The sequence below is a fragment of the Aeromonas sp. FDAARGOS 1419 genome, from assembly GCF_019047045.1.
GTDB classification, from domain to species: Bacteria; Pseudomonadota; Gammaproteobacteria; order Enterobacterales; family Aeromonadaceae; genus Aeromonas; species Aeromonas veronii.
The window spans coordinates 3,253,249-3,264,991 of the sequence record NZ_CP077209.1; the positions used below are offsets into that span (position 1 = coordinate 3,253,249).

General features: G+C 61.6%; 12 protein-coding genes. 5 read left to right on the forward strand and 7 right to left on the reverse strand.

The features are described from left to right. The first annotated feature begins 32 nt into the window (after window positions 1-32). From glnL to I6L49_RS14775, 4 genes are all read left to right on the forward strand, one after another. Window positions 33-1,088, forward strand: coding sequence for a nitrogen regulation protein NR(II) (gene glnL, locus I6L49_RS14760; protein WP_139444367.1), 1,056 nt, complete (start codon window positions 33-35; stop codon window positions 1,086-1,088). A gap of 9 nt (window positions 1,089-1,097) precedes the next feature. Next, the gene (glnG, locus tag I6L49_RS14765) at window positions 1,098-2,516 is read left to right on the forward strand and encodes a nitrogen regulation protein NR(I) (RefSeq protein ID WP_139438200.1); all 1,419 of its coding nucleotides are present in this window, start codon (window positions 1,098-1,100) and stop codon (window positions 2,514-2,516) included. Between the two features lie 141 nt (window positions 2,517-2,657). Continuing rightward, window positions 2,658-3,659 (forward strand): adenosine deaminase, encoded by a 1,002-nt coding sequence (gene add, locus I6L49_RS14770; protein ID WP_139461799.1) that lies wholly within the window; start codon window positions 2,658-2,660, stop codon window positions 3,657-3,659. A 204-nt stretch (window positions 3,660-3,863) separates the two neighbouring features. Further along, window positions 3,864-4,160: a hypothetical protein gene (locus I6L49_RS14775; protein WP_216949821.1), complete on the forward strand. Its 297-nt coding sequence runs from the start codon at window positions 3,864-3,866 to the stop codon at window positions 4,158-4,160. Window positions 4,161-4,226: 66 nt separating this feature from the next. Here I6L49_RS14775 and rmuC read toward each other — a convergent pair whose 3' ends face one another. Both rmuC and I6L49_RS14785 read right to left on the reverse strand, forming a co-directional pair. Beyond that, entirely contained in the window at window positions 4,227-5,567 is a 1,341-nt protein-coding gene (rmuC, locus tag I6L49_RS14780; RefSeq protein WP_216949822.1) for a DNA recombination protein RmuC, read from the reverse strand. Continuing rightward, window positions 5,564-5,779, reverse strand: coding sequence for a hypothetical protein (locus I6L49_RS14785; protein ID WP_005339659.1), 216 nt, complete (start codon window positions 5,777-5,779; stop codon window positions 5,564-5,566). The genes rmuC and I6L49_RS14785 overlap by 4 nt, the downstream gene beginning before the upstream one ends. Window positions 5,780-5,919: 140 nt before the next feature. Between I6L49_RS14785 and I6L49_RS14790 the strand changes: the two genes are divergently transcribed. After that, window positions 5,920-6,441, forward strand: a complete 522-nt coding sequence (locus tag I6L49_RS14790) for a ferredoxin-type protein NapF (RefSeq protein WP_005339657.1) — start codon at window positions 5,920-5,922, stop codon at window positions 6,439-6,441. A gap of 71 nt (window positions 6,442-6,512) precedes the next feature. Here the strand turns inward: I6L49_RS14790 and I6L49_RS14795 are convergent, their stop codons facing one another. The 5 genes from I6L49_RS14795 to I6L49_RS14815 all read right to left on the reverse strand — a co-directional run bounded on the left by I6L49_RS14795 (window position 6,513) and on the right by I6L49_RS14815 (window position 11,719). Next, window positions 6,513-6,965, reverse strand: coding sequence for an Rrf2 family transcriptional regulator (locus tag I6L49_RS14795; RefSeq protein ID WP_005339654.1), 453 nt, complete (start codon window positions 6,963-6,965; stop codon window positions 6,513-6,515). Between the two features lie 344 nt (window positions 6,966-7,309). Further along, a complete protein-coding gene (locus I6L49_RS14800; RefSeq protein ID WP_216949823.1) occupies window positions 7,310-8,149 on the reverse strand; it encodes a PfkB family carbohydrate kinase in 840 nt (279 codons plus the stop codon). Window positions 8,150-8,255: 106 nt separating this feature from the next. Continuing rightward, the gene (locus tag I6L49_RS14805; RefSeq protein WP_058052042.1) at window positions 8,256-9,227 is read right to left on the reverse strand and encodes a LysR substrate-binding domain-containing protein; all 972 of its coding nucleotides are present in this window, start codon (window positions 9,225-9,227) and stop codon (window positions 8,256-8,258) included. Between the two features lie 183 nt (window positions 9,228-9,410). Continuing rightward, a complete protein-coding gene (locus I6L49_RS14810) occupies window positions 9,411-10,139 on the reverse strand; it encodes a glutamine amidotransferase (RefSeq protein WP_069527013.1) in 729 nt (242 codons plus the stop codon). Between the two features lie 83 nt (window positions 10,140-10,222). Continuing rightward, entirely contained in the window at window positions 10,223-11,719 is a 1,497-nt protein-coding gene (locus I6L49_RS14815; protein ID WP_216949824.1) for a CoA-acylating methylmalonate-semialdehyde dehydrogenase, read from the reverse strand. Window positions 11,720-11,743: the final 24 nt, after the last annotated feature.

Consider the following 11,743-nt stretch of genomic DNA (forward strand, 5'->3'; position numbering starts at 1 on the left):
CAGGTGTGTAGCACCGTTTTAGGGAGAAACCTGTGCCAACCCGCTCGGACAACGCCAAAACACTCTTGGATAATTTGCTGACCGCCGTGATCCTGATGGATGAGCGGCTCTGCATCCAGTTCGTCAACCCAGCGGCTGAACAGCTGCTCTCCCTCAGTGAACGCAGGCTGATCGGCATCGAACTGCCCCATCTGCTGGAACATATCTCCCTCGATTTGCAGCGACTCAAGCAGTGCCTCGCGTCAGGGCAAGGCTTTACCGATAGCGAAGTGACTCTGGTGGTAGAGGGAGAACCGCGACTGGTGGAGCTGAGCGCCACCCCGATGGCCGACCACGAACAGCGTCTGCTAGTGGTGGAGCTGCGCAAGATCGACCAGCAGAAGAAGATCAGTCAGGAGCAGCAGCAACATGCCCAGCAGCTGGCGGCCAAGGAGCTGGTGCGCGGGCTGGCCCACGAAATCAAGAATCCCCTCGGCGGCCTGCGCGGCGCGGCCCAGCTGCTGCAAAAGGAGCTGCCGGACCCGGCCCTGCGCGAATATACCGGCATCATCATCGAACAGGCTGACAGGCTGCGGGTACTGGTCGATCGGCTGCTCGGCCCCCAGCGCCCCGGCCGTCACCAGATGCACAATGTCCATTCGGTGCTGGAGCAGGTACGCCGACTGGTGGAGCTCGAACTCCCTCCCTCTGTTCGCATCGAGCGGGATTACGACCCCAGCATCCCCGAATTCGAGATGGAGCCGGATCAGCTGCAGCAGGCGTTTCTCAACATAGTGCGCAACGCGGCCGAAGCACTGGGGGATCAGACCGGGCTTATCCGTATCAAGACACGCACCGCGTTCCAGATCACCATCCACGGCCAGCGTTACCGGCTGGCGGCGGAGATCAAGATCATCGACAACGGCCCCGGCATTCCCGATGCCATTCGCGACACCCTGTTCTACCCCATGATCACCGGCAAGGAGGGGGGAACCGGGCTCGGCCTCTCCATCGCCCAGAACCTGATCGACCAGCACAAAGGGCGGATTGACTGCATCAGCTGGCCGGGTCACACCGAATTCACCATTTTTCTACCGCTTCGCAAGTAAGGGAACCCCATGACCGCCAAAGTGTGGATCGTCGATGACGACAGTTCTATCCGCTGGGTGCTGGAGCGCACTCTCGGCAGCGAAGGCTTCAACTGCGAGAGCTTTGCCGATGGCGAAGCCCTGCTGCACGCCCTTGAGCTGCGCTCGCCTGATGTCATCCTCTCCGATATCCGGATGCCCGGCATCGACGGCCTGAGCCTGCTTGAGCAGATCCATCGCCGTCAGGCCGATCTGCCCATCATCATCATGACCGCCCACTCGGATCTCGACAGCGCGGTCAACGCCTACCAGCGAGGCGCTTTCGAGTACCTGCCCAAGCCGTTCGATATCGACGAAGCGGTGACCCTGGTGCGCCGCGCCGAGAATCACCTCAAGGAGCAGCGCACCAAGCGCAAGTCTCGTCAGCAAGAGACCACCGCCACTCCCGAAATCATCGGTGAGGCACCGGCGATGCAGGAGGTGTTCCGCGCCATCGGTCGCCTGTCACGCTCCAGCATCTCGGTGCTGATCAACGGCCAGAGCGGTACCGGCAAGGAGCTGGTCGCCCATGCGCTGCACAAACACAGCCCGCGCGCCCACAAGAATTTCATCGCCCTCAACATGGCGGCTATTCCGAAAGATCTCATCGAATCGGAGCTGTTCGGTCACGAGAAGGGGGCCTTTACCGGCGCCAACAATATCCGCCACGGCCGCTTCGAGCAGGCCGACGGCGGCACCCTGTTTCTCGACGAGATCGGCGATATGCCGCTGGATGTGCAGACCCGACTGCTGCGGGTGCTGGCCGATGGCCAGTTCTACCGGGTCGGTGGCCACCAGCCGGTGCAGGTGGATGTACGGATCATCGCCGCCACCCACCAGAATCTGGAGAAACGGGTCGCCGATGGCGAGTTTCGCGAGGATCTGTTCCACCGCCTCAACGTCATCCGCATCCACATCCCCGCCCTCAAGGAGCGTCGTGAGGATATCCCCCAGCTGGCCCGTCACTTCCTGCTGCGCGCAGCCAAAGAGCTGAACGTCGAGGCCAAGAGCCTGCACCCGGATACCCAGGCCTATATCAGCCGCCTGCCCTGGCCGGGCAACGTGCGCCAGCTGGAGAACGTCTGCCGCTGGCTTACCGTGATGGCCTCCGGGCAAGAAGTGCTGGTCGGCGACCTGCCTGCCGAGCTGCTCACCCCCATCACCCACAACGCCGAACCGGGCCAACCGGCGATGCCCGGTTGCTGGCAACAGCAATTGCAAGAGTGGGTGGCCAGCAAGCTGGCGCTGGGAGAGACAGACATCCTGGCCGATGCCATGCCCCAGTTCGAGCGGATCATGCTGGAGACGGCGCTGGAGCACACCCACGGCCACAAGCAGGAGGCGGCGCGCCTGCTTGGCTGGGGTCGCAACACCCTCACCCGCAAGCTGAAGGAACTCGATCTCTCCTGAGTCCCCGGGAAAAACGATTCCCATCACGCCCTGACAAATCACCGTCCGCCAGAACCCCGTTTAACCATAAACGGGGTATCTTTTTTGAAAGCCCCGCCTAGAATGGCAGGCTTTCAAACCTGACTCGACGAGGGCGCCCCCATGATTGACAGATCTATCCCCCTGACCGACCTGCACCGCCATCTGGACGGCAACATCCGCCCGCAAACCATCCTCGAGCTGGGTCGCCAACACAATATCCAGCTGCCCGCCTTCGAGCTGGAAGCGCTGCGTCCCCACGTGCAGATCGTCGAGAACGAGCCGAGTCTGGTTGCCTTTTTGAAGAAGCTGGATTGGGGCGTGGCCGTGCTGGCTGACTATGACGCCTGCCGCCGGGTCGCCTACGAGAACGTGGAAGATCTGCTGCGCGCCGGTATCGACTATGCCGAGCTGCGCTTCAGCCCAGCCTATATGGCGATGGCCCACAAGCTGCACCCGCAGGGTGTAGTAGAAGCCATCATCGACGGCGTGGCCGCGGGCAGCCGCGACTTCGGCATCAAGACCAACCTGATCGGCATCATGAGCCGCACCTTCGGCACCGAGCAGTGCAATCAGGAGCTGGCCGCCTGTCTGGCCCACCGCGACAAGCTGGTCGCCATCGATCTGGCCGGTGACGAACTGGGCTTCCCGGGCGAACTCTTTGTCGACCACTTCCGCAAGGTGCGCGATGCTGGCATGCGCGTCACGGTACACGCCGGTGAAGCCGCTGGCCCCGAGAGCATGTGGCAGGCCATTCGCGAGCTGGGCGCCGAGCGTATCGGCCACGGCGTCAAAGCGATTCAGGATCCGGCCCTGATGGCCTATCTGGCCGAGCACCGCATCGGCATCGAATCCTGCCTCACCTCCAACGTCCAGACCACCACGGTAGCGAGCCTGACCGAGCACCCGATCCGCCAGTTCCTGGCTGCCGGTGTGCTGGCCTGCCTCAACACCGATGACCCGGCGGTGGAAGGGATCGACCTGCCGCACGAATATGAGGTGGCCGCTCCGGCCGCCGGCATGACCGCCAGCGAGATCCGCACCGCCCAGCAGAACGGCCTGACTCTGGCCTTCCTGAGCGATAGCGAGAAAGCCGAACTGAGCGCCCGCGCCGCCAGCCGCTGATCCACAACGGCACTGCAAATAACAACGGCCCACTTCGGTGGGCAGTTTTTATTTGCCTGTTACATGGTCAGACATAAAACCAAAAGCCTCACATGACGAATTCGTCAATGAAAAACCATTATAAACAATGAGTTGAGCAACACTCCAAACACCCTCATTCTAATTGCGTAACCGTGAGGTTACTTCTTACAAAGAGGGTTTTTGATGGATATTACACCAGATATTGTTGGGCACTTCCGCGCTTCGTTTTTCGGTCAATTCGGTAAGGAAGATACATACCCTACCGAGAAAGTTATCTTCGCCCTGCAAGAAGCGAGCTATGAGACAGGGGGTAGCCGTTGGGGGGAATATGGATCGCAGACATTAAAACAACGAGGGATGTTTTATCTCGCAGCTCATATATTGACTCAACCAACCAGTGCAGATCTAAAAACAACCAGCTTTGGCCAGCAATACCAAAAACTCAGAAGACGAGTGGGAATGGGATCCATCGCCTGTTAACAAAGCTAAATGGCAAAAGGCCCAAACCGGGTTTGGGCCTTTTGCTGATGGCTGTAAGGGGAAAAACTACTCCCGCTCCTTGTCGCGCTCCAGCGCTCGCTCTACCAAAGGTTCTGGCAGACTCTTGGTCACCTCCACCCCCAGCTCGCGGAAACGCTCGACCTGAGCGATCAGGTTGCCACGGCCGTTGACCAGCCGTCCCATCGCCTTGTCGTAGCTCTCCTGCGCCTTGTGCAGGCTGCCGCCCATCTGCTGCATCTCCTCGACAAACAGCCGCAGCTTTTCGTAGAGGCGACCGGCCCGTTCGGCAATCTGGCGGGCATTCTGGTTCTGCCGCTCGTAGCGCCACAGGTTCTCGATGGTGCGCAGCGCCACCATGAGATTGGTGGGGCTCACCAGCAGGATATTGTTGTCGAGACCATAACGCACCAGCGAGGGATCGGCCTCCATCGCGGTGAGGAAGGCGGGCTCCACCGCCACGAACATCAGCACATAGTCGAGGGTACGCACCCCGGGTAGCTGCTGGTAATCCTTGCGACCCAGCTCGCGGATATGATTGCGCACCGAGGCGACGTGCTCTTTCAGCGCCACCGCCTTCTCCAGCTCGTCATCGGCGTTGTACCAGCGTTCGTAGGCGGTCAGCGACACCTTGGCGTCGATGATGATGTCCTTCTCCTGCGGCAGGTGGACAATCACGTCGGGCTGGTAGCGCTTACCCTTCTCCACCTCGATATTGACCTGGGTGTGGTACTCGTGGCCCTCGCGCAGGCCGCATTCGCTGAGGATCCGTGCCAGCACCACTTCCCCCCAGTTGCCCTGCTGCTTGCTGTCACCCTTGAGGGCGCGGGTCAGCGCCGCCGCCTCTTCGGTCATGCGGGCATTGAGCTCGGCGAGGCGCTCCAGCTCGAACTTGAGGCTGTGGCGCTGGGCCGTCTCCTGGGCGTGGGTCTCGCCTACCTGACGACGAAAGCCCTCGAGCTGCTCTTTGAGCGGGGTGAGCAGCAGATCGAGGCTGTTCTGGTTCAATTCGCGGAAGTTGCCGGAGTTTTGCTCGAAGATCCGGTTGGCGAGATTCTCGAACTGCTGGCTGAGGCGCAGTTCCGCCTCCTGTTGCAGTTGTAGCTTCTCGGCGGCGGCCAGCCGTTCGCTGCGCAGGGTCGCTTCCGCATCCTTGAGGCGGGCGGTGAGCTTGATCAGCAGGGTCTGCTGCTGATCCAGCTTCTGCTGGCCCTGCATCCGCTCATCCTGCAACTCGTCGAAGCGATCCTGCAGCGCCTGATAACGCTCCTGCGCCAGCATCAGCTCCTGAGCCTGCGCCGTGGCGGTACGCCGCCCGATCAGCCAGCCAAGCCCGAGGGCCAGCACGGCGGCTGGCAGCAAGATGACCCAGAGCCCAGGCTCGATCATTTACGGCTCCGCTGGCGCAGGAAGAGTTCGAGATAGCGGTTAACCAGGATCCAGAGCACCACGTAGATGAGGTAGGCGGCCAGCACCACCCACTTGTGGGTGTTGACGCCGGTATCGAGCTCGGCGAACTCGATATCCTTGATGCGGCAGTAGGCCCACATCAGCAGGGGAAAGACATAGAGCAGGGACGCACGCCAGAGAAATAGCCACATATGTTTTCATTCAACCACGTAAAAAGACCCGCCTAGCTTACACAAGGGCAACTGCGCTTGCGATCCTGACGGCCGCTATTCTCTGGCCTGCTTCCCGAAACTTCGATAAAATTAACCCCTAATAGGTATCAGGGGCGAGCATGACTCACTATTTCCTCCGTTGGCTGACACAAGGTTGGCAAGCTTCCCGCAAGCCCGCCGTGGTTTGCCATGAAGCGCGCCCGCCGTGGGCCATCGAGGAGTCCCAGTACCTCTCCCTCTGCACCCGCTGCGGCGAGTGCTTCAAAGCCTGCCCGCGCGGTCTGCTCAAACCGGCCACCCAGGAGGAGTACGAGGGGAGTCCCATCGCCGGTACCCCGGTGCTCGATCTCGCCTGCGGCCAGTGCAGCTACTGCGGCAGCTGCGCCAGAGCCTGTCCCACCGGCGCCCTCGACCTGCAACTGGGCCGTCAGGTGCAGACCCGGGTGCAGATTGAAGAGAGCTGCCAAGCACGGCAGGGCTTCTACTGCCTGCTCTGTGAAGATGCCTGCCCGCAACAGGCGATCAAGGCCACGGCCGACGGCATCAACGTCAATATGGATGCCTGCAATGGTTGCGGTGCCTGTGGCCTCGCCTGCCTGCACGGCGCCATCACCCTGATCCGCCAGCCAGGCAGTCGCTAAAAACCACCTGCGTACAAAAGCAAAAGGGGCCATCAGGCCCCTTTCACATCTTGTTCGATATCCACGCCCTGTCAGGCCATGGTCACAATAGTCTCTTGCTCGATACCCAGCAGGTGGCAGAGACGGTTGGGATCGCGCACCGCATCAGCCAGAGTGTACTCGCCCAGCACTTCGAGGAAGGCGTTCATGGCGCGGCGCAGAATGCCCTGAATGCGGCAGCCACCGGAGAGACGGCAGTTTTCGCGCTTGCAGTCGACCGGACAGAGCACATGCTCCATGTCCATCACCACATCCCGTAAATTGATGGAGACTGCAGAGCGACCGAGGCGGATGCCACCGTGCTTGCCGCGTACCGTCTCAATGTACCCCTTGATGCCAAGCTGGTGCACAATTTTGACCACGTGGTTGCGAGAGATGCCGAAGGTATCGGCCACTTCGGTAATGGTCGACAGACGATCCCCCGGCTGAACCGCCAGGAAGGTCAGGGTACGCAGGGCGTAGTCGGTAAATCGTGTCAGTTGCATGGTCGCACTTGCCTCTTACTACAAGCCAGGAATCAGGACGACAACATTGAGCTAAGAGGCAGGAGACAACCGGTTCGCCTCTGTTTGCCAATTGGTTCGCCAGAGGGGGCCTGTCTCTTAATCTGAGTTGCGGAGTGACAGGTTAAGAGCAGCACAACCGGGTGTCGATGAAGATGCACATAAATCGACACTTTCTTTGATTGATCGCAAACTTGCCGGGTTAGCCCGGCGTTTGCCCGCTTTATGGCGGGTAAATCTACCGAATAGTCCCCCTCGCCAAGCCCCTTCGACCAGCGGCCATATGGCCCGCGAACCGCCCCTGAATCGACCGCCAGCAAGGTGGTTCAGTGGGGCTGTTTCAGCCAGTTTTTCAGCGCGACCGAGGGAATGGAGCTCTCGGAGGCGACGGCAAACGCCCCCCAGTCCACCGCACACTGCAACGCATCCTTGATGGCCATGCCCCGCGCCAATCCGTGTATCAATCCGCCGGCGAAGGCATCACCCGCCCCCGTAGTATCGACCACCGAGACGGGCCGAGCGGCGACCCGGATCTGCTCATCGCCGTGGATAGCCACTGCGCCCGCCTTGCCTTCGGTCAGCACCAGCCATTCGATCTGCTCCCCCGCCAGCTGGCGGGCATGTTGCCAGGGGTCGCTCACCTCGCCGAGATCGGAGCGGGAGGCCACCAGCACATGACAGGGGCGGCGCGCTTGGCCGCCCTTGGGATACTGGGCCACCACGAAGCTCTTGCCGAGCATCTGGCGCATGTAGCTGATGATGGCGGTACCGGGATAGTTCACATAGAGGCAATCCACCCCCTCCAGCGGCAGATCACCGGGCAGGTCGGGACGCCGCGGGCGGCGCAGTATGGTGCGCTCGCCGGTGGAGTCGACCAGGATCAGCAGCTCGCCGGTCTCGCCGCCAAAGCGCTCCACATGGCTGCAATCCAGCCCGTAACCGGCCGCCTGCTCCAGCAGCCAGTCGCCGGTCTCGTCCAGCCCGATACGGGAAGCAATGGTCACCTCGTGGCCCGCCCATACCAGCCCGATGCCGGTGTTGGCCGCGCCGCCCCCCAACCTGCGCCCCTGATCCACATATTGCAGCCGGGCCCCCGCCACCAGCGGTTCGGAGAGGGAGAGCACATGATCACAGTTGAGATTGGCAAGCAGCAGAATGCGGGACATAGAGACCTCGGACGATGGATATAGCCCAAAAGAGACAGGCTGAACCCCGAGTAGAGCCCAGCCTGACAGAAGAGACAACCGGCAGCGATCGGGAATCCGATCGGGATCAATAGATGGGCAGCTCCACCCCGGCCAGCAGCTCGTCGATGCGCGCCTGGGTCGGCTGCTGCATCACGCTCTGGATCACCTCCTTGGTGAGGTGGGGCGAGAAGGAGCTGATGAAGTCATACATGTAGTTCTGCAGCAGGATGCTCTTGCTGAAGCAGATCTGGGCGGGGCAGGGCTTGAACAGGTGCTCCAGATTGATGGAGACCAGCCCGGGGCTGTCGGTGTCGTTGGCCACCAGCGAGGAGATGATGCCGATGCCAAAACCCAGCTCCACATAGCGCTTGATCACTCCGGCATCCATTACTGTCATGTAGTAGCTCGGGGTCAGCCCCGCCGCCTGAAACACCTCATCCTGCACCTGCCGACCGGTGGCACCGCTCTCGTAACTGAGGATGGGGTAGTGGCAGAGCTGCTCCAGCGTCGGCTTCTTCACCTTGGCCAGCGGGTGATCCTGCGGCACCACCAGCGAGAGGGTCCAGAGGTAGGCGGGCAGCGCGATCAGCTCCTTGTCGAAGCCAATTTCGTGGGCAACGATGGAAAAATCGGAGTAACCCTTGCTGATCTGCTCCTTGCTCGCCGACATCACCGGATGGAGGTGGAACGAGATCTTGGGGTACTTCTTGGTGAAGTAGGTAACCGATTTGGGAAGCAGATAGCGGGCGATGGTGTGGGTAGTGTGGATGTTGAGAGTGCCCACGGTCGGATCCAGATACTCGCGGGAGATCGCCTTAATCTTGCTCTCGATGTTGAGCATTGCCTCGGCACACTTGATGATCTCTTCCCCCACCGGCGTGATGCGGTGCAGGTGCTTGCCACGGCGCTCGAAGATCCGCACCCCCAGCTCGCTCTCCAGCAGGCCAATCTGTTTGCTGACCCCCGGCTGACTGGTGAAGAGCGCATCGGAAGCCACGGACACATTGAGGTTGTGGTCCCGGATCGCGATCAAATACTTCAATTGCTGTAGTTTCAAGGCGTCACACTCTCACACTGGTTTGGCTCAGACAGGTTTGGCTCAGGCCGGGACGGCAATCAAGCCAGACAAACAGGCCGCCACATGGGCGGCCAGTGTACCATCCGATCCCGACATTTCAGCGCTTGATCCTTCATTTTGCTACAAAATCTAGCATCCGAAGGGGTGGCTGACAAACCGGGTTCAGGCCGCGCCAGCCCGCAGCGGCAGGATCCCCAGAAACTGCAGCAGCCACTGCATCATGGTCGCCGAATCCACCTCCCCCTCCAGCGAGGAGAGGCTGCTCTGGTAGCGCTCGTCGGGCAACAGGCCGCGGCGCCGCTCGATCAGCGCCCGGTTGTACTCCACCGAAAATTCCGGATGTCCCTGAATGGCCACTATGTTGTTCCCCTGCAGGAACATGAAGTTGGGACAAAAATCGTTGCCCGCCAGTCGGGTCGCCCCCGGCGGCAGCAGGGCCACCTGATCCTGATGGCTGGCCAGAATGCGGATCTGATCCCGCGCCGGCGCCATCCAGGGCTCATCTGCCAGCATGGGGTGCACCGACACACCCAGCCCCCACCCCTTGGTAGACTTCACCACTTCGCCACCGAGCGCCTGGGCGATCACCTGATGGCCGAAGCAGACACCGGCCAGCTTGACGTCGGCATCGTGCGCCTGGCGGATCCATGCCCGCAGTGCCTGAATCCAGGGGATATCGCTATAGGCGTCGTGGCGCGAGCCGGTGATGAGCCAGGCATCGCACTCGTGCAGATCCTCCGGCAGCTCCCCATCGAGAGCCGACCAGACCCGAAATTCCAGTTCGGGGGCCAGGGCCGCAAAGCCCCTGATAAACATCTCGGAGTAAACGGGGCCAAAACGATCCGCCAGATCGGGATCGAGCCGGTCACAATCGAGAATTCCCAATCGCATCTGTTGTTCCTTTACAGAGTTCGCCCCCGCCAATCAACGACCGGCGGGGGCAAGAGGTTAGGCCATGAGCACGCGCCAGCGCGTCACTTCATGGTCGGCATGGAGAACTCGGCACCACTGCGCAGGCTCTGGGGCCAGCGCGCCGTCACCGTCTTCATCCGGGTATAAAAGCGAACCCCGTCCGGCCCGTGCATGTTGAGCGGCCCGAAGATGGAGCGCTTCCAACCGCCAAAGCTGTGAAACGCCATCGGCACCGGAATGGGAACGTTCACCCCTACCATACCGACCTGCACCCGTGCCGTGAAGTCCCGCGCGGTATCCCCATCACAGGTAAAGATGGCGGTGCCGTTGCCGTACTCATGTTCATTGATGAGGCGCAGCGCCGTCTCGTAATCCGGCACCCGCACGATGGAGAGCACAGGGCCAAAGATCTCCTCGCGGTAGATGCGCATCTCGGGGGTCACCTCGTCAAACAGGCAGCCGCCGATAAAGTAACCCTCGTCGTGGCTCAGCGTACGGCCATCGACCCGCAGCGCGGCCCCTTCGGCCACCCCCTGATCAACGTAGCCGCGCACCTTGGCCAGATGCTCCTTGCTGATCAGCGGCCCCATTTCGTTCTCCGGGCTCTGGCCCAGCCCCGGGCCCACCCGCAGTTTTTCCACCAGCGGTGTCAGTTTGGCCACCAGCGCATCGGCGGTCTCGTCACCCACTACCACGGCTACCGAGATCGCCATGCAGCGCTCGCCCGCTGCCCCATAAGCAGCCCCCATCAGGGCGGAGACCGCCTGATCGAGATCCGCATCCTGCATCACCACCATGTGGTTCTTGGCGCCGCCCAGCGCTTGTACCCGTTTGCCGTGGGCAGAGGCGGTGGCATAGATGTACTGGGCGATGGGGGTGGAGCCGACAAACGACACGGCACCCACTCGCGGATCGGTCAGCAACACATCCACCACCTCCTTGTCACCGTTCACCACGTTGAGCACGCCGTCAGGCAGACCGGCCTCCTTGAGCAGCTCGGCCATCCGCAGCGAGAGAGAGGGATCCTTCTCGGAGGGCTTGAGAATAAAGGTATTGCCGCAGGCGATGGCGACCGGGAACATCCAGAGCGGCACCATGGCCGGGAAGTTGAACGGGGTGATACCGGCGCAGACCCCCACCGGCTGCATCATGGAGTAGCTGTCCACCCCGCGGCCGACGTTGAGAGAGTGCTCCCCCTTGAGCAGATGGGGAATGCCGCAGGCAAACTCCACCACCTCCAGCCCGCGGGTCAACTCTCCCTGCGCATCAGAGAAGACCTTGCCGTGTTCGCGGCTGATGAGCTGGGCAAGCTCGTCCCTGTGCTGCTCCATCAACTCCTTGAAGCGGAAAAAGACCCGAGCCCGCACCAGCGGGGGGGTTTGCGACCAGTCGGCAAAGGCGCGCTCGGCGATGGCGATCGCCTCCTGACACTCGGCGGCGCTGGAAAGCCCCACACTCCCCTGCTGCTTGCCGCAGGCGGGATTGAAGATGGCCCCCTGGCGCTCGCTGCGACTCTCCTGCGGCTGGCCGTTGATGAAGTTGCTGACCCTGTATGTCATGTATCCTCCGTGATAACTGATGTG